This is a genomic window from Pseudomonas sp. KBS0710, from assembly GCF_005938045.2.
Lineage (GTDB): Bacteria > Pseudomonadota > Gammaproteobacteria > Pseudomonadales > Pseudomonadaceae > Aquipseudomonas.
This window is the reverse complement of record NZ_VCCF02000001.1, coordinates 194,366-215,111: the sequence shown is the minus strand read 5'-3', so window position 1 is coordinate 215,111 and position 20,746 is coordinate 194,366. Positions and strand designations below refer to the sequence as shown.

General features: G+C 58.4%; 16 protein-coding genes and 2 tRNA genes. 4 read left to right on the top strand and 14 right to left on the bottom strand.

From position 1 onward, the window contains the following. Positions 1 to 99: 99 nt before the first annotated feature. The 4 genes from acs (at position 100) to FFI16_RS00960 (ending at position 7,019) form a co-directional block, all read left to right on the top strand. Complete coding sequence (gene acs, locus FFI16_RS00975) at positions 100 to 2,037, top strand: acetate--CoA ligase (protein ID WP_138813818.1); 1,938 nt, start codon at positions 100 to 102, stop codon at positions 2,035 to 2,037. An 18-nt stretch (positions 2,038 to 2,055) separates the two neighbouring features. Further along, positions 2,056 to 2,925, top strand: coding sequence for an oxygenase MpaB family protein (locus FFI16_RS00970; protein WP_138813817.1), 870 nt, complete (start codon positions 2,056 to 2,058; stop codon positions 2,923 to 2,925). A 56-nt stretch (positions 2,926 to 2,981) separates the two neighbouring features. Beyond that, positions 2,982 to 3,998 (top strand): class I SAM-dependent rRNA methyltransferase, encoded by a 1,017-nt coding sequence (locus tag FFI16_RS00965; protein WP_138813816.1) that lies wholly within the window; start codon positions 2,982 to 2,984, stop codon positions 3,996 to 3,998. Between the two features lie 87 nt (positions 3,999 to 4,085). Beyond that, positions 4,086 to 7,019: a DUF748 domain-containing protein gene (locus tag FFI16_RS00960; protein WP_138813815.1), complete on the top strand. Its 2,934-nt coding sequence runs from the start codon at positions 4,086 to 4,088 to the stop codon at positions 7,017 to 7,019. 294 nt (positions 7,020 to 7,313) lie between these two features. Here FFI16_RS00960 and FFI16_RS00955 read toward each other — a convergent pair whose 3' ends face one another. From FFI16_RS00955 to folP, 14 genes are all read right to left on the bottom strand, one after another. Continuing rightward, positions 7,314 to 7,913, bottom strand: coding sequence for a BON domain-containing protein (locus FFI16_RS00955; RefSeq protein WP_138813814.1), 600 nt, complete (start codon positions 7,911 to 7,913; stop codon positions 7,314 to 7,316). Between the two features lie 296 nt (positions 7,914 to 8,209). Next, the gene (pnp, locus tag FFI16_RS00950; protein ID WP_017139247.1) at positions 8,210 to 10,315 is read right to left on the bottom strand and encodes a polyribonucleotide nucleotidyltransferase; all 2,106 of its coding nucleotides are present in this window, start codon (positions 10,313 to 10,315) and stop codon (positions 8,210 to 8,212) included. Between the two features lie 195 nt (positions 10,316 to 10,510). Beyond that, entirely contained in the window at positions 10,511 to 10,780 is a 270-nt protein-coding gene (gene rpsO / locus FFI16_RS00945; protein WP_003176135.1) for a 30S ribosomal protein S15, read from the bottom strand. Between the two features lie 115 nt (positions 10,781 to 10,895). Next, on the bottom strand, positions 10,896 to 11,813 hold the full coding sequence (truB, locus tag FFI16_RS00940) for a tRNA pseudouridine(55) synthase TruB (protein WP_138813813.1): 918 nt from the start codon (positions 11,811 to 11,813) through the stop codon (positions 10,896 to 10,898). Positions 11,814 to 11,816: 3 nt separating this feature from the next. After that, on the bottom strand, positions 11,817 to 12,212 hold the full coding sequence (rbfA, locus tag FFI16_RS00935; protein ID WP_003176137.1) for a 30S ribosome-binding factor RbfA: 396 nt from the start codon (positions 12,210 to 12,212) through the stop codon (positions 11,817 to 11,819). A gap of 159 nt (positions 12,213 to 12,371) precedes the next feature. Further along, on the bottom strand, positions 12,372 to 14,894 hold the full coding sequence (infB, locus tag FFI16_RS00930) for a translation initiation factor IF-2 (protein ID WP_138813812.1): 2,523 nt from the start codon (positions 14,892 to 14,894) through the stop codon (positions 12,372 to 12,374). A 27-nt stretch (positions 14,895 to 14,921) separates the two neighbouring features. Then, on the bottom strand, positions 14,922 to 16,403 hold the full coding sequence (gene nusA, locus FFI16_RS00925; protein WP_071485563.1) for a transcription termination factor NusA: 1,482 nt from the start codon (positions 16,401 to 16,403) through the stop codon (positions 14,922 to 14,924). A gap of 47 nt (positions 16,404 to 16,450) precedes the next feature. Beyond that, positions 16,451 to 16,909 carry a ribosome maturation factor RimP gene (gene rimP / locus FFI16_RS00920; RefSeq protein ID WP_032865935.1) on the bottom strand — a complete coding sequence of 153 codons (459 nt, stop codon included), beginning with the start codon at positions 16,907 to 16,909 and terminating at the stop codon, positions 16,451 to 16,453. Positions 16,910 to 17,049: 140 nt separating this feature from the next. After that, positions 17,050 to 17,126: transfer RNA gene (locus FFI16_RS00915), tRNA-Met, on the bottom strand. A 96-nt stretch (positions 17,127 to 17,222) separates the two neighbouring features. Continuing rightward, positions 17,223 to 17,308 (bottom strand) — tRNA-Leu (locus FFI16_RS00910). Positions 17,309 to 17,330: 22 nt separating this feature from the next. Beyond that, entirely contained in the window at positions 17,331 to 17,714 is a 384-nt protein-coding gene (secG, locus tag FFI16_RS00905) for a preprotein translocase subunit SecG (RefSeq protein WP_010206600.1), read from the bottom strand. Between the two features lie 4 nt (positions 17,715 to 17,718). Beyond that, positions 17,719 to 18,474, bottom strand: coding sequence for a triose-phosphate isomerase (tpiA, locus tag FFI16_RS00900; protein ID WP_138813811.1), 756 nt, complete (start codon positions 18,472 to 18,474; stop codon positions 17,719 to 17,721). A 66-nt stretch (positions 18,475 to 18,540) separates the two neighbouring features. Beyond that, positions 18,541 to 19,878: a phosphoglucosamine mutase gene (gene glmM / locus FFI16_RS00895; RefSeq protein ID WP_138813810.1), complete on the bottom strand. Its 1,338-nt coding sequence runs from the start codon at positions 19,876 to 19,878 to the stop codon at positions 18,541 to 18,543. Positions 19,879 to 19,894: 16 nt separating this feature from the next. Then, positions 19,895 to 20,746, bottom strand: a complete 852-nt coding sequence (folP, locus tag FFI16_RS00890; protein WP_138813809.1) for a dihydropteroate synthase — start codon at positions 20,744 to 20,746, stop codon at positions 19,895 to 19,897.

Below are 20,746 nucleotides of genomic sequence, written 5' to 3'. Positions count from 1 at the left end.
TACACCAAGGCCAACGTCCGTTTGGACGTTGGCCTTGAACCCTCTCCCCACAGCGTGCATCTTTATGCCTTGTCGCTAAAACAAGAATAAGGACCGCTCATGTTCGATATCAGCACATTCCCCAACGCCGATGCCGTCCGCCAGGCCGCGCAGCTCAGTCAAGACGAGTACCAGCGCCTCTATCGCCAATCCATTGAGCAACCCGATACTTTCTGGGCCGAACAGGCCAAGGGCTTTCTCGACTGGATCAAACCCTGGCACACCGTGCAGCACTCGGACATCACCACCGGCGCCGCCCAGTGGTTTGCCGGCGGCCAACTGAACGTCAGCTACAACTGCATCGACCGTCACCTGGAGCAACGCGCCGACCAGCCGGCCTTTATTTGGGAAGGCGACGATCCTGCAAAGTCCGCAAAAATCTCCTACCGCCAACTCCACCAGAACGTCAGCCGCCTGGCCAATGTGCTGAAAAGCCGTGGGGTAAAAAAAGGCGACCGGGTGTGTATCTACATGCCGATGATCCCGGAAGCCGCCTACGCCATGCTGGCCTGCACCCGGATTGGCGCGGTGCACTCGGTGGTATTCGGCGGCTTTTCTCCGGACGCCCTGCGCGACCGTATCCTCGATGCCGACTGTCGCACCGTGATCACCGCCGATGAAGGCGTGCGCGGCGGCAAGCCAGTGGCGCTGAAAAAGAATGTCGACAAAGCCCTGGCCAGTTGCCCGAACGTCAGCACGGTGCTGGTGGTGGAGCGCACCGGTGCCGACCTTGAATGGGTAGCAGGCCGCGATCTCAAGTATCAAGCCGCCCTGGATGCCGCCAGTGCTGATTGCCCACCCGAGCCGATGGACGCCGAAGACCCGCTGTTTATCCTCTACACCTCCGGCAGCACCGGCAAACCCAAAGGCGTGCTGCACACCACCGGCGGCTACCTGCTGCAAGCGGCGATGACCTTCAAGTACGTGCTCGACTACCGTGATGGCGAAGTGTTCTGGTGCACCGCCGACGTGGGCTGGGTCACCGGCCACAGCTATATCGTGTACGGCCCGCTGGCCAATGGTGCGACGTCACTGATGTTCGAAGGCGTGCCGAGTTACCCGGACAGCTCGCGCTTCTGGCAGGTCATCGATAAACACCAAGTGAATATCTTCTACACCGCGCCCACCGCACTGCGTGCGCTGATGCGTGAGGGCCACGGGCCGCTGGAGAACACCTCGCGCGCCAGCCTGCGCCTGCTGGGCAGCGTCGGTGAGCCAATCAACCCCGAAGCCTGGGATTGGTACTTCAACGCCGTGGGCGAGCAACGCTGCCCGATTGTCGACACCTGGTGGCAGACCGAAACCGGCGGCATCATGCTCAGCCCGCTGGTCAGCGCCCAACGGATCAAACCCGGTTGCGCCACCCAACCGATGTTTGGCGTGCAACCCGTGCTGCTGGATGAACACGGCAAGGAGTTCAGCGGCGCCGGCAGTGGCGTGCTCGCTATCAAGGCCAGCTGGCCGGGGCAGATCCGTAGCGTCTACGGCGACCCGCAGCGCATGCTCGACACCTATTTCAAACCCTACCCCGGCTACTACTTCACCGGTGACGGTGCGCGCCGCGATGAAGATGGCGACTACTGGATCACCGGCCGTATCGATGACGTGATCAACGTGTCCGGCCACCGCATCGGCACCGCCGAGGTGGAAAGCGCGCTGGTGCTGCATGACCAAGTGGCCGAAGCCGCTGTGGTCGGTTACCCCCACGACGTCAAAGGCCAGGGTATCTATGCCTTTGTCACCCCCATGAACGGCGTCGAGCCCAGCGATGAGCTGAAAAAGCACCTGCTCGAGCTGGTCAGCAAGGAAATCGGCAGCTTTGCCAAGCCGGAACTGATCCAATGGGCACCGGCCTTGCCGAAAACCCGCTCGGGCAAGATCATGCGGCGTATTTTGCGCAAAATCGCCTGCAACGAACTCGACAGCCTCGGCGACACCTCGACCCTGGCCGACCCGAGCGTGGTAGACGGCCTGATCGACAAACGCCTGAACCGATAGGAGCCACCCAGAGTCGCCATGGAATTTATCCGCAGCCGCATCGAAACCCAGCTGATGAGCCTCACCGGCTTGTCACTCGGCCAGTTGGACCTGGAAAATCCCAAGGGCGACCCGGGCCTGTTCGGGCCGGATTCTGTGAGCTGGCAGGTGCATGGCGACTTCAGCAGCATGCTGATCGGCGGTATCAGCGCGTTGATGCTGCAAGCCTTGCACCCGCTGGCCCTGGCCGGCGTGTGGGACCATTCCAACTTTCGTCAGGACATGCTCGGGCGCTTGCGCCGCACGTCGCAGTTTATTTCCGGCACCACGTTCGGCTCACGCCAGGACGCCGAATGGCTGATTGAAAAGGTGCGCACCATCCACCTGCAAGTGGTCGGGCATGCACCGGATGGGCGAGCCTATGCGGCCAGCGACCCGGAGCTGCTGACGTGGGTACACGTGGCGGAGGTCAGCAACTTTCTGGCGGCACACCTGCGTTATCGCAACCCGCATCTGTCGGGTTGTGATCAGGACCGCTACTACAGTGAAATAGCCTTGGTGGCCGAGCGATTGGGCGCACGCCACGTTCCGCGTTCACGGCAGGAAATTTCGGATTATCTGGCGCGCATTCGTCCACAACTGCTGTGCGACGACCGCAGCCGCGAAGTGCTGCGCCTGCTGGTTAATGCGCCCGCGCCCAGCACCTTGGCCAAGCCCTTTGGCAGCTTGATGATGCAGGCCGGTATCGATCTGCTGCCGGATTGGGCAAGTGCCATGCTCGAGCAACATCAGAGCCCGCTGCAACGCCAAATGATCCGCGCCGGGGTCAAGCGCAGCGCGCCCTTGCTGCGTTGGGCCATGCGCAATGGTTCGGTGCAACGCGCCCAGCGGCGGATGGGGTTGATGTAGCCCAGCGCCTATAACTGTTAAACTTCGCGCCCTCTTTTACCCGCAAGGCGCGCTCCATGACTCCCTTGAATCAGGCGCTGCGCGCCGCTCTCAACCATCGCCAAGACCTGATCAACGAGCTGCACGCCCAAGGCACCGACTGCTACCGGTTGTTCCATGGCAGCCAGGAAGGCGCAGGCGGCTTGACCATTGACCGTTACGGCCCGCAACTACTGGTGCAAACCTTCCACCAGTCGCTCCAAACCGAAGAGCTGCTGGAACTGTATCAACAGGTCAACCAGTTCATGGGCCTGGAACTGCAGCTGGTGTACAACGACCGCTCCCGTGGCAACTCGCGCATCGACCGTGAAGACACGGTGTACCGTGCTGAGCCTGCGGCATTGGAAGATCAGGTCGGCCACGAATGGGGCCTCAACTACCGTGTACGCGGGCGCCATGCCGGGCAAGACCCACTGCTGTTCCTGGACCTGCGCAACACCCGTGGCTGGGTCAAGGACCACAGCGCCGGCAAAAGCGTGCTGAACCTCTTCGCCTACACCTGTGGCGTAGGCTTGAGCGCCGCAGCCGGGGGCGCGCGTGAGGTGTGCAACCTGGACTTCGCCGAAGGCAACCTGGCGGTCGGGCGCGAAAACGGTCTGCTCAACCCGCAATTGACGACCATGGGCTTCGTGCAGTCCGACTACTTCCCGGCGATTCGCCAACTGGCCGGCTTGCCGATCACCCAACGGCGCGGGCAGAAGCTGCCCAGCTATCCACGCCTGGAACAGCGCCAGTTCGACCTGGTGCTGCTCGATCCACCCGCGTGGGCCAAGAGCGCTTTCGGCACCGTCGACCTGCTGCGCGACTATCAGAGCCTGCTCAAGCCCGCACTGCTGGCCACCGCCGACAATGGTGTGTTGATCTGCTGCAACAACCTGGCAAAAGTCAGCATGGATGACTGGCGTGAACAGGTACTGCGATGCGCCGAAAAAGCCGGCCGCCCGGTACGCGAGTGGCAAATCATGACGCCGGGTGCGGACTTCCCTTCGCAAGATCAACAGCCACCGTTGAAAACCCTGATCCTGCAGTTGTAGTACTTTTCCCAAGGAGCCCAGTACTTCGGAACCGAAAACCCGTGCCATACTCCAAGGCACTCTCGTTCTACATAGATGGCGTCACTCATGCCCAAAGGATTGATCCGCGCCGCTGGCGCCTTGTTGACCGCCCTGGCTCTGTACAGCTTGCTGGGTTTTCTGATTCTGCCGGGCATTGCCCTTCGCATTGCCAACCAACAACTGGCCAATTACGCCACGGTGCCGGCCCGCATTGAGCGCATCGAGCTCAACCCGTTCAGCCTGGAGCTGACGCTGTGGGGTCTGAAGCTCGGCGAACCGGGCAAGGAACAAGTCGGTTTCGAGCGCCTGTACGCCAACTTGCAGATCGACAGTCTCTGGACGCGCGCGCTGCACCTGGCCGACGTACAACTGGACCAGCCGAAGACCGAAGTGCTGTTCGACAAAACCGGCCAGTTGAACCTGGCGCAGCTTTTCAAGCTGCCGCCAAGTGAGCCGACCCCGGCCGACCCGAATGCCAAGCCGTTCCCGCTGCGTATCGACAGCATCAAGCTGGCCGGCGGCTACGTGTACTTTCGCGACCTGCGCCCCAGCGAGCCGATTGAATTCCTCTACGACAAACTCGACTTCGAGCTGAAAAACCTCAGCACCTTGCCCGAAGACAACGCCGACATGACCCTGGTGGCAGCCGGCCCTGAAGGCGGGCAGATCGACTGGAAAGGCAATTTCAGCTTGGTGCCGATCACGTCCGAAGGCACCCTGAAAGTCACCGATGGCAAGATGAAAGCCTGGTGGCCGTATGTACGAGACGCCCTGCCGCTGGTGCTTGAAGACGGCGTGCTGAACTTCAGCACCGAGTATAAATTCAGCCTGGCCAAAGAAACCGAACTGAACCTGACCAACACCGCCGCGAGCATCGCGCCCTTTGCGATCAAAGCGCCGGACGGCCGGCCACTGGTGCGCCTGGAACGCCTGGACGTCAGCGAAACCACGGTGGATCTGGCCAAACAGCAAGTGGTGGTCGGCAAGATCCGCAGCAACAAGCTGGAGACCTGGGCCGCCCGCGAAGCCGATGGGCAACTGGATTGGCAGAAACTGTTCGCCAGCCAACCGAGCAAACCGGCCAAGGAACTCAAGCCTGCCAGCGCGCCTGCAACCGCCGATACGCCAAACGCCGCACCGGCCGCACCGAGCAAACCCTGGCAAGTGCTGCTCAAGGACGTGCAACTGCGTAACTATCAAGTGCACCTGGCGGACCGTGCTGCCAAACCGGCAGTTGCATTGGAGTTAGGCCCGCTGAATGTCGACATGCAGAACTTCGACAGCCTCAACAAGAGCCCCTTTACCCTGAAGGTCGACTCCGGCCTGGGCAAGCAAGGCAAAATCAGCGCAACCGGCGAGGTCAACCTCAACCCGGTCAGCGCCAAGTTGAAAGTGAACACCCAGGACATTGACCTGCGGGTCGCGCAATCCTATATCAGCCCGTTTATCCGCCTCGAACTGCGCAGCGGCATGTTGGGCAGCAACCTGGACGTGAACCTTAAAAGCACCGAGCCCTTGGCGCTGCAGGTTACCGGTCGCGCTCAGGTCGACCAGTTGCACACCCTGGACACCCTCAAGACCCGCGACTTTCTCAAGTGGCAGCGTCTGGTACTCGAAGGCGTGAACTACCAGCACGGCGACAGCCTGTCGATCGACAAGGTCAACCTGCTGCAGCCATATGCGCGCTTTATGATCAACGATGACCGCACCACCAATATCGATGACTTGCTGATCCCGCAACCAGCCGACAGTGGCGCCAAGTCGGCGGCCAAGCCGGCGGCGAGCAAAGACAAGCCATTGGGTATTCATATTGGGCAGATTGCGATCAACGACGGCTCGGCCAACTTCGCCGACTTCAGCCTTACGCCCAACTTCGCCACGGCTATCCAGCAACTCAACGGGCAGATTGGCACTATCGACAGTCGCCAGGCCAAGCCGGCCAGCGTCGACATCAAGGGTAAGGTGGATCGCTACGCGCCGGTGACGATCAAGGGCAGCGTCAACCCGTTTGACCCGATGGCAGCGCTGGACATCGCCACCAGCTTCAAGCGCGTCGAACTGACCACCTTGACCCCATATTCCGGCAAGTTCGCGGGTTTCCGCATTCGCAAGGGCCGGCTCAACCTCGATTTGCACTACGTGATCACCAAAGGCCAACTGAAGGCTGAAAACAAAGTGGTGGTTGAGCAATTGCAACTGGGTGAGAAGGTCGACAGTGCCGATGCAGTCGATTTACCGATTCGCTTGGCCATTGCGCTGCTCAAGGATACTGACGGCAAGATCTCCATCGAACTGCCAGTAACCGGCGACTTGAATAACCCACAGTTCAGCGTCATGCCGATTGTGTGGCAGACCCTGCGCAATCTGGTGGTGCGCGCAGCCACGGCGCCGTTCAAGTTTATCGGCGGGCTGGTCAGCGGTGGCGGCTCGGAAGACCTGGGTAACGTGTCGTTTGCCGCAGGCTCCAGCGAACTGAACAAAGAGGCCGAGGGTGCCCTGAACACCTTGGCCAAGGCACTGAAAGAGCGCCCTACCCTGCGCCTTGAGATTGAAGGCACGGCAGCCGCCAGCAGCGATGGCCCGTTCATCGCCGCAGATCGCCTGGAGCGTGAATACCAGTACAACTACTACAAAATCCTCCAGCGTCGCGGCGACAAAGTGCCCGCCCAGGCTTCCTTGCTGGTTGTGCCGGAGAAGGAAAAAGCGCCCTTGCTCGAAGGCATCTACCGCACCCGTCTCAAGCAACAACCGCCGGCTGAATGGAAAGACCTGAGCAGCGATGATCGCACCGCGAAGCTGCGTGATGGCTTGATCAAGTTCTGGGGCGCCAGTGACGTCTTGCTGCGTCAATTGGGGCAGGACCGTGCCAGCACTATCAAGGACTATCTGGTGGACAAAGGCCAGCTGGAAGATGACCGGGTGTACTTCATTGACGCCAGCCTTGGGCAGGCAGAGAAAGATGGTCGAGTCGTTACACCGATGCATCTGGATGCTGAGTAACATTCAACTAAAAGATATCTAAATGTGGGAGCGGGCTTGCTCGCGAATGCGGTATATCAGGCACATTTCCAGTGACTGACACACCGCATTCGCGAGCAAGCCCGCTCCCACAGTTTTATCTCCACCCGCCATACAAGTGTATTCCAGGCCTGAATAGAACAGGCCCCAACACAAGTGCCGGGGCCTGTAATGACCACATCCGTGTGGTCGGTCGCATGAACTCCAGAGGTGCATCGGGTGGATATCTAACTCACCCTAAGCCGCCGCCGTCTAGCTCAGACGATGCTTGTAGCGTTACTGAACGGTCAGACCATCAGCCGATACAGATTTAACGCCTTTGATTTTCTTGGTGATCGCAACTGCGGTGTCTTTCTGCGCCTGGGTCACAGCAGCAGTCGACGACAGCGACACTACACCGTGGTTGGTTTCGACTTTAATGTCGGTACCAGGAATGCCTTTCTCGGTAACCAGATCGGATTTCACTTTAGTGGTGATCCAGGTGTCCGAAGTGCTGGTCTTGGCTTTGTCGACGTTGTCGGCTTTAGCTACGCCGCCAGCCATCAGGCCATCAGCGGAAACAGCTTTAACACCTTTGATTTTCTTGGTAATTGCTACAGCAGTGGCTTTCTGCGAGTCAGAAATAGCGACTGTGGAGGACAGGGAAACCACGCCTTTGTTGGTTTCTACCTTGATGTCCGAACCAGGAATGCCTTTCTCGGTCAGCAGATCAGCTTTTACTTTGGTGGTGATCCAAGTGTCCGAAGTGGACTCTTTAGCCTTGGTCATTTCACCGGCCGCCAGGGTCATTGGGGCTTGGGAAGTCTGAGCAAAGGCTACGTTAGCACCCATGGCCAGAGTCAGAGCGGTAGCAGTAGCGAGAGCGAACTTCTTCATACGAGTAACTCCTGTTTTATTAAAAGTCTGCAGTGCGTAAACCTTGATACTGCAGCGTTAACAGGGTTATTGCAGGCAGTGTGCCAAGTCGCCGATCCGAATTAAATCCTTTATAAACAACAACTTATGAAAACAGCTAATTTTCGAAATCGTGCATCTTGCATGAAGTCGATCGTGCCTGCATGCAAGTTGCGGTTTTTGGAATTTACTAAGCGACTGATTTCCCGGTACTTTCCTACGGGCATAAAAAAAGGACTCCGAAGAGTCCTTTTTTTCAGCGTAAAGCCAGCGGGTAATTAAACGCCCGAAGCCTTGGCTGCTGCCACGTCCTTGATGGACAGCTTGATACGGCCGCGGTTGTCCACGTCCAGTACCAGCACTTCCACTTCCTGGCCTTCTTTGAGAATGTCGGTGACTTTCTCAACGCGAGCGTCGCTCAGCATGGAGATATGCACCAGACCGTCTTTGCCCGGCAGGATGTTGACGAATGCGCCGAAGTCGACGATGCGCTCAACCTTACCTACGTAGATCTTGCCGATCTCGGCTTCAGCGGTGATGCCCAGAACGCGCTGACGTGCAGCTTCAGCCGCTTCCTTGGTTTCGCCGAAGATCTTGATCGAGCCGTCGTCTTCGATGTCGATCGAAGCCTTGGTCTCTTCACAGATCGCACGGATGGTCGCGCCGCCTTTACCGATAACATCACGGATTTTGTCGGTGTCGATTTTCATCGCGATCATGGTCGGAGCATTTTCCGACAGCTCGGTGCGGGACTGACCAATGATCTGGTTCATCTGACCGAGGATGTTCAGGCGCGCTTCCAGGGCTTGGCCCAGAGCGATTTCCATGATTTCTTCGGTGATGCCCTTGATCTTGATGTCCATCTGCAGCGCGGTAACACCTTTAGCGGTACCGGCTACCTTGAAGTCCATGTCGCCCAGGTGGTCTTCGTCGCCCAGGATGTCGGTCAGGATGGCGAACTTCTCGCCTTCTTTAACCAGGCCCATGGCGATACCGGCAACCGGTGCCTTCATCGGTACACCAGCGTCCATCAGCGCCAGGGAAGCACCGCACACGGAAGCCATGGAGCTGGAACCGTTGGACTCGGTGATTTCCGACACAACACGGATGGTGTACGGGAACACGTCGGCAGCAGGCAGCATTGCGGAGATCGAACGACGAGCCAGGCGGCCGTGACCGATTTCGCGACGACCAGCGCCACCCATGCGACCACACTCGCCCACCGAGAACGGAGGGAAGTTGTAGTGCAGCATGAACGGGTCTTTTTTCTCGCCTTCCAGGGTGTCCAGCAGTTGTGCGTCACGGGCAGTACCCAGTGTTGCAACGACCAGAGCCTGGGTTTCGCCACGGGTGAACAGCGCCGAACCGTGAGTCTTCGGCAGAACGCCGACTTCGATGTTCAGCGGACGTACGGTGCGAGTGTCGCGACCGTCGATACGTGGCTTGCCGTTAACGATGTTTTCGCGAACGGTGCGGTATTCGATTTCGCCGAAGGCCGCTTTGACTTCGCTGGAAGAAGGCTGGCCTTCTTCACCGGACAGCTTGGCTACAACCTGATCCTTCAGCTCGCCCAGGCGCGCGTAACGGTCTGCCTTGACGGTGATGGTGTAGGCATCGGAGATGGCAGCACCGAACTCGGAGCGGATAGCGCCCAGCAGTTCAGTTGCCTCAGCTTGTGGAGCCCAGGCCCATGTTGGCTTGGCAGCTTCGGCAGCCAGTTCTTTAACGGCCTTGATCACGGACTGGAACTCGTCGTGAGCAAACAGTACGGCGCCCAGCATCTGGTCTTCGGTCAGCTCTTTGGCTTCCGATTCAACCATCAATACGGCTTCAGAAGTACCGGCAACGACCATGTCCAGGCTCGACGCTTTCTGTTGCTCGTAAGTCGGGTTCAGCAGGTAGCCGGTGCTTTCGTGGAAAGCAACGCGCGCAGCGCCGATCGGGCCATCGAAAGGAATGCCGGAGATAGCCAGGGCAGCCGAGGTACCGATCATCGCAGCGATGTCCGGATCGGTCTTCTTGCTGGTGGAAACGACGGTGCAGACAACCTGCACTTCGTTCATGAAGCCTTCTGGGAACAGCGGACGGATCGGACGGTCGATCAGTCGGGAAGTCAGGGTTTCTTTCTCGGAAGGACGGCCTTCACGCTTGAAGAAACCGCCAGGGATCTTACCGGCAGCGTAAGTCTTTTCCTGGTAGTGAACGGAAAGTGGGAAGAAGCCTTTGCTCGGGTCAGCGGTCTTGGCGCCAACAACGGTTACCAACACGGTAACGTCGTCGTCAACGGTAACCAGCACTGCGCCGGAGGCTTGACGGGCGATACGGCCTGTCTCGAGGGTAACGGTCGACTGACCGAACTGGAATTTTTTGATAACCGGGTTCACGGTGTCCTACCTTCTTTGTGGCTCTTGGGGGAACTTGTCTTCTTGCGAAATTCTTGGGCAATGCCGGGAATCGGCCCGACGCTCGTCCAGGGTAAAACGTGTATCCAGATAAAACTTGAGGCTGGGAGCCTGCCATGGGCCAGCGGGAATCCCACTGACACACGGCAGACAACCAACCTCTAGCGCAATCGCTTATTAGCGACGCAGACCCAGGCGACCGATCAGAGCCTGATAACGACCCAGATCCTTGCCTTTCAGGTAGTCCAGCAGCTTACGGCGCTGGTTTACCATGCGGATCAGACCACGACGGGAGTGGTGATCTTTACCGTTGGCCTTGAAGTGACCTTGCAGCTTGTTGATGTTGTGGGTCAGCAGTGCAACTTGCACTTCTGGCGAACCAGTGTCACCAACAGCTTGCTGATAGTCAGCAACGATTTGTGCTTTTTCTTGAACGTCGAGAGCCATGAGGCAATCCTTTTTTCAGGAAACCACCCAAAGGGCAGTCTCAACAGGCCAGGGACAAATCCCTGTATCTAAAAATGAGTGTTGACCGTGCCTGTTAACAGCCACACTCGTTCGGTCATTCTGACCGAATCAGTCGACGCGGCGCGATGCGCCCGTCTTCGCTCACTTCACCGATACCGATAAAGCGACCGTTATGATCCTGTACCCGCACCATACCGAACTTTGGAGCGTCCGGGGCACGTACCGGTTGGCCGTTGAGCCAGTAGAACGCGCTGTGCTCCGAGAAGTGCAGCAATGGCCAATCCAGCAAACCACTGTCCGATGGCATCAGGAAGCGATCAACTGCTTCATTGCCGCCTTCGGCGTGTACCGCTTCCAACTCTTCCAGCGTGACCGTCTGGGCCAGGGTGAAAGGTCCGGCCTGAGTACGTCGCAGCTCTGCTGCGTATGCACCACAGCCCAGTTGCTCACCGATATCTTCCACCAGGGTACGAATATAGGTGCCTTTGCTGCAGTCCACCGACAATCGTGCGGTGTCGCCTTCACTGGCGAGCAATTCAAGCCGCGCAATAGTAACAGAACGCGGTTCGCGCTCCACTACTTCGCCCGCACGTGCCAGCTTGTAAAGAGGCTGGCCATCACGCTTGAGCGCCGAGTACATCGGCGGTATCTGACTGATTTGCCCACGAAAAGCGGGTAAAACGGCCTCGATATCAGCACGACCAACGGTCACGTCGCGAACCTGTAGCACATCACCTTCGGCATCCGCCGTGGTGGTGGTCTTGCCCAGTTGCATGAGGGTTTCGTAACCCTTGTCGGAATCGAGCAGGTATTGCGAGAACTTGGTGGCCTCGCCAAAGCACAACGGCAGCACGCCGGTGGCCAATGGATCGAGGCTGCCGGTGTGCCCGGCCTTCTCGGCATTGAGCAGCCAGCGAACCTTCTGCAGCGCGGCATTGGAGGTAAAGCCAATGGGCTTGTCGAGCAGAATGATGCCGCTGACGTTGCGACGGATACGTTTGACCTGAGCCACCGCTTACTCCTTGGCGTCTTCAGGTGTGGACGGGTGCTGGCTGTCTTCAGCCACGGCGCGCTCGATCAATGCCGACAGGTGCGCACCACGCACGACGCTTTCGTCGTAGTGGAAGTGCAACTGGGGAACACTGCGCAGCTTCATTTCACGGGCCAACTGCATGCGCAGGAAGCCTGCAGCCGAGTTGAGCACCTTGATGCTTTGCGCGATTTCTTCGCTGTTGTCCTGCCCCATCACGGTGATGAAGATCTTGGCGTGACCCACGTCACGGCTCACTTCAACGGCGGTGATGGTGACCAGGCCAACGCGCGGGTCTTTGACTTCGCGACGGATCAGTTGGGCCAGCTCACGCTGCATCTGATCGCCGATACGTTGGGTACGGCTGTATTCTTTTGCCATGTCTTGTTACCTGTTACTGCCACACGGTGAAACCCGTGGGGTCTGAAAGCGGCAAACGCCCGGCCTGACAAAAGCCAGACCGGGCGTTGCGTTTAGAGTCCGTACGCTGCGCGGGGCATTTGCATGCCCACACGCGGCGTGGCTCCGGAAGTGCGCGAGTTAGAGGCTGCGAGCAACCTGGACCTTCTCGTAGACTTCGATCTTGTCGCCAGCCTTGACGTCGTTGTAGCTCTTGACGCCGATACCGCATTCCATGCCGGCACGTACTTCGGAAGCGTCATCCTTGAAGCGGCGCAGGGATTCCAGCTCGCCTTCGAAGATAACGATGTCTTCACGCAGTACACGGATCGGACGGTTACGGAACACAGTACCTTCGATAACCATGCAACCGGCGATCGCACCGAATTTCGGCGAGCGGAACACGTCACGCACCTCGGCAACACCCAGGATATTCTCCCGGACATCGCTGCCAAGCATGCCGGTAAGGGCTTTCTTGACGTCTTCGATGATGTCGTAGATGACGTTGTAGTAACGCATGTCCAGGCCTTCCTGCTCGACGATCTTGCGAGCGCCAGCATCGGCACGCACGTTGAAGCCGAACAGTACAGCGTTGGAAGCCAGTGCCAGGTTGGCGTCGGATTCGGTGATACCACCGACACCGCCACCGACAACGCGCACTTGCACTTCGTCGTTACCCAGGCCGTTCAAGGCGCCGTTCAACGCCTCGAGGGAACCACGAACGTCAGATTTGAGGACGATGTTAAGCGTCTTCTTCTCTGCCTGGCCCATGTTCTCGAAGATGTTTTCCAGCTTGCCGGCGTGAGCACGGGCCAGCTTGACTTCGCGGAACTTGCCTTGACGGAACAGAGCCACTTCACGGGCTTTCTTCTCGTCAGACAGCACGCTCATCTCGTCGCCAGCGTCCGGTGTACCGTCCAGGCCGAGAATTTCGACTGGGATGGAAGGACCGGCTTCCTTGATTGGCTTGCCGTTCTCGTCGAGCATGGCACGTACACGGCCATAGTTCGAACCGACCAGGACCATGTCGCCTTGGCGCAGGGTACCGTCTTGAACCAGAACGGTTGCAACCGGGCCACGACCCTTGTCGAGACGCGATTCAACCACAACACCGCGACCCGGGGCCGATGGAGTTGCTTTGAGTTCCAGGACTTCGGCTTGCAGCAGAACAGCTTCGAGCAGTTCGTCTACGCCAGTACCGACTTTCGCCGACACCGAGACGAATGGCGTATCACCGCCCCACTCTTCGGAAGTCACGCCGTGCACCGACAGTTCGCTACGGATGCGATCGAGATCGGCGCCCGGCTTGTCGATTTTGTTCACTGCAACTACCAGTGGAACACCAGCGGCCTTGGCGTGCTGAACAGCTTCAATGGTCTGCGGCATCACGCCGTCGTCCGCTGCAACTACCAGGATCACGATGTCAGTCGCCTTGGCACCACGAGCACGCATTGCGGTAAACGCAGCGTGGCCAGGGGTGTCCAGGAAGGTGACCATACCGCGCTCGGTTTCAACGTGGTATGCACCGATGTGCTGAGTGATACCGCCGGCTTCGCCAGCAGCTACCTTGGCACGACGGATGTAGTCGAGCAGCGAGGTCTTACCATGGTCAACGTGACCCATTACGGTCACAACTGGCGCACGGGAGAACGTCTCACCTTCAAACTTCAGGGACTCGGCCAGGGAATCTTCCAGGGCGGTGTCGCTGACCAGGGTCACTTTGTGGCCCAGTTCTTCGGCTACCAGTTGAGCAGTTTCCTGATCAAGCACCTGGTTGATGGTCGCTGGAGTACCCAGTTTGAACATGAACTTGATGATTTCAGCTGCCTTGACCGACATCTGATTGGCGAGATCGCCAACAGAAATGGTCTCGCCGATCTGCACATCACGCACGACAGGGCCGGTTGGGCTCTGGAAACCGTGGGCGTTGCGCTTTTTCAGCTTGGCCTTGCCGCGACCACCACGACGGAAGCTATCGCTTTCTTCGTCGGTAGTACGTGGGGCAACGCGTGGAGCAGGCGCCTTCTCTTTGACCGAAGCGCGATGCGGAGCGTTTTTACGCTCGCCATCACCACCGCCACTGCGACGATTGTTGTCGTCGGCACGTGGTTTGTCCGGACGACGAGGTTCGTCGCGCTTGCGATCAGCTGCTGGAGCCGGTGCGGCGGCAACCGGAGCGGCCTCACGCACAGCTTCTACAGGAGCGCTAGGCGTGGCGACCGCTTCAGTACCAGCAGGTTGCGCAGCAGCAGGCTGGCGACGCGCTTCTTCTTCGGCGCGACGCTTGGCTTCTTCTTCAGCCTTCTGACGAGCAGCATTTTCTACTGCGCGACGTTCTTCCAGCTCGCGTTTGCGCTCGGCTTCGATTTCTTCCGGGCTGCGCTGTACGAAGACTTTCTTCTTGCGTACTTCAACGCTGATGCTCTTGCTACCAGCAACACGCAGGGTGCTGGTGGTTTTGCGCTGCAATGTAATCTTGCGCGGTTCTTCCACTTTCGCCTTGTGGCTGCTCTTCAAGTGAGTCAGCAAAGACTGCTTCTCACTATCGCTCACACCTTCATCGGCGGCGGTGTGCGGCAGACCTGCCTCACGCATCTGCTGCAACAGGCGCTCTACCGGTGTTTTGACCTCATCGGCCAGTTGTTTCACCGTGACTTGCGTCATGCACTTCTCTCCTCAGGCCGCGCCTAGTTACTCGAACCAATGGGCTCGGGCGGCCATGATCAACTTGCCGGCACGATCATCGTCAATGCCGTCGATGTCGAGCAGATCGTCAATAGACTGCTCGGCCAGGTCTTCGCGGGTAATTACGCCGCGCACCGCCAGTTCCATCGCCAAATCCTTGTCCATACCCTCAAGCGAGAGCAGGTCTTCGGCCGGATGGGCGTCTGCCAGCTTTTCCTCAGTAGCGATGGCTTTAGTCAACAAGCGATCCTTGGCCCGAGCGCGAAGCTCGTTGACGGTGTCTTCGTCAAAGCCGTCGATGTTGAGCATTTCTTCCAACGGTACGTAGGCAATCTCTTCCAGGCTGGTGAAGCCTTCATCTACCAGCACCTGCGCCAGGTCTTCGTCGACTTCCAGCTCGTCGATGAAGTTGCGCAGGATGTCACCAGTTTCAGCTTGCTGCTTAGCCTGGATGTCCGATTCGGTCATCACGTTCAGGGTCCAGCCGGTCAGTTGGCTGGCCAGACGCACGTTCTGACCACCACGACCAATGGCCTGAGCCAGATTGTCTGCGCCAACGGCGATGTCCATTGCATGGGCATCCTCGTCAACAATAATTGCCGCCACTTCAGCTGGCGACATGGCGTTGATCACAAACTGCGCCGGGTTATCGTCCCACAGGACGATGTCGACACGCTCACCGCCCAACTCGCCCGACACTGCCTGGACGCGCGAACCGCGCATACCAATGCAAGCACCTTGCGGGTCGATGCGTTTGTCCTTGGAGCGGACCGCGATCTTGGCGCGCGAACCCGGGTCGCGGGACGCAGCCATGACTTCGATCAGGCCTTCGGCGATTTCCGGCACTTCGATGCGGAACAGCTCGATCAGCATTTCCGGCGCGGTGCGCGACAGGATCAGCTGAGGGCCGCGGTTCTCGGTGCGGATTTCCTTGAGCAGCGCACGCAGACGCACGCCGACACGGAAGGTTTCGCGAGAAATGATGTCTTCGCGAGCCAGCAACGCTTCGGCGTTGTTGCCCAGGTCGACGATCACGTTGTCGCGGGTCACTTTTTTCACGGTGCCGGAGATGATTTCACCCAGGCGCTCGCGATAAGCGTCAACGACTTGAGCGCGCTCGGCTTCGCGAACCTTCTGCACGATGACCTGCTTGGCGGTCTGTGCAGCAATACGGCCGAATTCGATCGACTCGATCTTTTCTTCGACGACGTCACCGACCTGGGCGCCCGGATGCGTTTGCGCAACCTTGCTCGGCCAGGTTTCGATGGCCGGATCATCAAGATCGGCTTCTTCGACGACCGTCCAGCGACGGAAAGTCTCATAGGCACCGGTGTGGCGGTTGATTTCCACACGCAGATCAACTTCGTCTTCAAAACGCTTTTTGGTAGCAGTGGCCAGGGCCAGCTCCAGCGCTTCAAAAATCACGTTTGCCGGTACGCCCTTTTCATTGGATACCGACTCAACAACCAGCAGTACTTCTTTGCTCATCGTACGCCTCGCCTTTCGCAAGCCATTGGATCCGCGGGATCCGCGTCTCAGTCAAAACTGGGAATAATGTTGGCCTTGTCGATCATATCGATCGGCAACAGGAACTCATGGTCTTCTACCTGCACCACGACATCCTGTTCTTCTACACCGCGCAGAAGGCCCTGAAAGTTGCGTCGCCCTTCAAAGGGAGAGCGCAGCTTGATCTTCACTTGTTCACCGGCAAATTTTGCAAACTGATCAATAGTGAACAGTGGGCGTTCCATGCCTGGCGAGGAAACTTCGAGGGTGTATTCAACGGCGATTGGATCTTCAACATCCAGCACACCGCTGATCTGACGGCTGACAATGGCACAATCGTCCACCAGCACGCCGCCCTCTTTATCGATATAAACGCGCAACATTGAGTGGCGACCTTGAGCCGAAAACTCAATACCCCAGCATTCATAGCCTAGGGCCACGACCACCGGGGCCAGCAAGGCCTGCAACTCTTCTAGCTTGCTCGACACCTGAACCCCCTCGTGCATGTATGTGCATGCTGTGCAAAATAAAAAAATGGGCGAAACGCCCATCCTTGAAACGCCGTCGAACAGCGGCGTTGAAAGTATCCAGCTAACAAAAAGCCCCTTAAAAGGGGCTCCGCTAAAACTGGTTGCGGGGGCCGGATTTGAACCGACGACCTTCGGGTTATGAGCCCGACGAGCTACCAGACTGCTCCACCCCGCGACAAAGCTGGGGCGGAAGTATACGACCGATCCCTTACAGGGTCAATGTAACCTTCCACCTACAAGAAAGCCCGCAACAGCGGGCTCTCCTGATAATTGGTACCGAGAAGGGGACTCGAACCCCTACACCCTATGGGCACAACCACCTCAAGGTTGCGTGTCTACCAATTCCACCACCTCGGCAATACAGCGCTTACAACCCTTCTTACTTCTGCTCTTGAGCTGGAGGTACGTCAGTCGCTGGAGTAGCCGACTTTTGCTCTTGAAGCACCGGGACATCATCAGAAGCCGGTTTTGCTTTTGGTACTTCCAACACTGCTGGGTTTGGGAGACCTACTTGAGTCAGCACATGAGCTTTCTCTTTAGCAAAGTAACCTAACCCCAAGCTGGTTATGAAGAAACCGGCGGCAAGTATAGCAGTAAACTTACTAAGAAAGGTAGAGGAACCTTGGCTTCCGAACACAGTATTTGAAGCACCTGCACCGAAAGACGCACCAGCATCCGCACCTTTACCCTGTTGCAACAAAACCAGGGCAACTACGCCCAGGGCAGCCAACAGATGAAAAACGACTACGACTGTTTCCAGCATTTTTTCAGTTTCCCGCGGCGCGACAAATCGCACCGAACTCATCTGCATTCAGGGAAGCCCCACCAATGAGCCCCCCATCGATATCCGGCATGCCGAACAGTTCGACCGCATTGGCCGCCTTCACGCTGCCGCCGTATAGAAGCCGCACACCTTGCGCGACTTCAGAATTCTCTGCCGCTAACTGAGCGCGAATGGCTGCATGCACATCCTGCGCTTGTTGCGGTGTAGCAGTCAGCCCGGTACCAATGGCCCAGACCGGCTCGTAAGCGATTACTGCCTTTGCAAACGCACCAACACCCAGCCCCTCGATGATGCTGCCCAGCTGACGCGAGACAACTTCAAGAGTCTTGCCCGATTCACGCTGCTCCAGGGTCTCCCCTATGCACAACACTGGAATCAAGCCACAAGCCTGTGCCGCTGCGAACTTGCGATTGAGTGTCCCATCACGCTCGCCCATCATCTGACGACGCTCGGAGTGCCCGACAAGCACATAGGAGCAACCCGCATCAACCAGCTGACTCGGTGAAATCTCACCGGTCAACGCACCTTGCATGGGTTCCACCGCAGAGTTCTGCGCGCCGACCTGAATCGACTTGCCTTTCAAGCCATCAACCACTTGGTTGATATGCAAGCAAGGCGGGAAAACCGCAACATCAACACCGCTAGGCAAAGCCAAGTGACGAAGGCCATTGATCAGCTCAGCGACACTGGCGCGGGTACCGTGCATCTTCCAGTTACCAGCTACCATAGTGCGACGCATGCTGTACCTCGTCGGTCAAAGTGGGCGCAGATGTTACCCAACCACATCATCACTGGCAAGCCGAATTCAGGCGCAAATTTCAGTTACCAGTTTTGCCAGGTCTTCGGCATGGCCGCGAACCTGTGTTTCGTCCTCGCCTTCGACCATGACACGCACCAGCGGCTCTGTGCCGGACTTGCGCAGCAACACGCGGCCACGCCCCGCCATTGCCAGGGTCACGCGCTCGCAGGCGTCTTTGACAGCAGGGTGCTCGATGGGGTTTTCGCCACCGGCAAAGCGTACGTTCAGCAAAACTTGCGGGCATTTGCGCAGCGCCTGGCGCGCTTGCGCAAGACTTTCCTTGCGACGACGCAAGGACAGCAACACCTGCAGCGCTGCAATAATGGCATCGCCCGTGGTGGTGTGCTGGAAGCAAACCACGTGCCCCGAGTTCTCACCACCTACCAGCCAGTTACGCTCCAACAGTTCGGCGATGACATAACGGTCGCCGACATTGGCACGAACAAACGGTATCCCTAGCTCGGCCAAAGCCAACTCAAGCCCAAGATTGCTCATCAGCGTGCCAACCACGCCGCCTTGCAGCTTGTTACGCTCATGCAGGTCGCGAGCAATAATGAACAACAACTCATCACCATCCACCACCGCACCTGTGTGGTCCACCATCAACACACGGTCGCCGTCGCCATCGAAGGCAATACCGAGGTCGGCGTGCTCGGCCAGGACAGCAGCCTGCAGCTGCTCCATATGCGTCGAGCCGCAGTTATGGTTGATATTCAAACCATTTGGCTGGGCCGAGAGCACCGTCACATCGGCGCCCAGCTCCTTGAATACGCTGGGCGCCACCTTGTAGGTCGCGCCGTGAGCACAATCGACAACAATTTTGAGGCCGGCAAAATTGGTACTGGTCGGCACGCTGCTCTTGCAGAACTCGATGTAACGGCCCGAAGCGTCATTGATGCGCGAGACCTTGCCCAACTTGCTGGACTCAACCACCGTCATCGGCGCATCCAGCAACTCTTCGATCATCAGCTCGATCTCGTCCGGCAGCTTGGTGCCCTGGCCCGAGAAGAACTTGATGCCGTTGTCATCATGGGGATTGTGCGAGGCACTGATCACGATACCGGCTTCAGCGTGGAACGTACGCGTCAGGTAAGCGATTGCCGGTGTCGGCATTGGCCCCAGCAGCATCACATCGGCGCCTGCAGCAGACAGACCCGCCTCCAGCGCAGACTCGAACATGTAGCCCGAGATGCGGGTGTCTTTGCCCACCAGGATGCGGCAAGCGCCCATGCTGCGGAACGCCATACCGGCGGCCCAACCCAGCTTGAGCATAAAATCAGGAGTAATCGGGAATTCGCCGACCCGACCACGAATACCGTCGGTGCCAAAATATTTTTTAGTCATAAGTGCTCCATCATTCTTATTCGGCTGATTCTACCGCGGCCAGCATGCGCACCACATCAACCGTCTCGGCGACGTCATGCACCCGCAAAATACGCGCGCCCTTGGTCACGGCAAGTGCCGCCAACGCCAGGCCACCGTACAACCGCTCACCCACCGGGCGATTCAGGGCCAGCCCTATCATGCTCTTGCGCGACACGCCAACCAACAGGGGCCGACCGAGCGCGTGCAAGGCTTCCATATGTTTGAACAGGCTCAAGTTGTGTTGCAGGGTCTTGGCGAAGCCAAACCCGGGATCCAGGATAATCTTTTCGGCGGCGATGCCCACCTTGGTGCACTCAGCCATTCTTTGCGCAAGAAAACCACTCACCTCACCCACGAGATCATCGTAGTGCGGGCTGTCCTGCATATTGCCGGGCTCGCCCAACATATGCATTAGGCACACCGGCAGTCCGGTTGCCGCCGCCGCATCCAGGGCACCATCACGCTGAAGCGAGCGCACATCGTTGATCAGCCCGGCACCGAGGCGCGCCGTCTCGCGCATTACAGCGGGAGTGGAGGTGTCCACCGAGATAATCACGTCCAGCTCACGAGCGATCTGCTCGACGATTGGCGCGACCCGCTCAAGCTCCTCCAACGGGGAAACTACGCGAGCGCCCGGCCGGGTTGACTCACCACCGATATCAATCAAGGTCGCGCCAGCCGCCACCATCGCCTCCGCATGACGCAACGCGGCATCTTGCTGGCTGAAGCGGCCGCCATCAGAAAAAGAATCGGGGGTTACATTAAGAATGCCCATGACATGTGTATGGGCCAAATCAAGAACCCGGTTGCCGCAAGGCAACCGGGTGGAGGACAGCGCAGAAGTCAT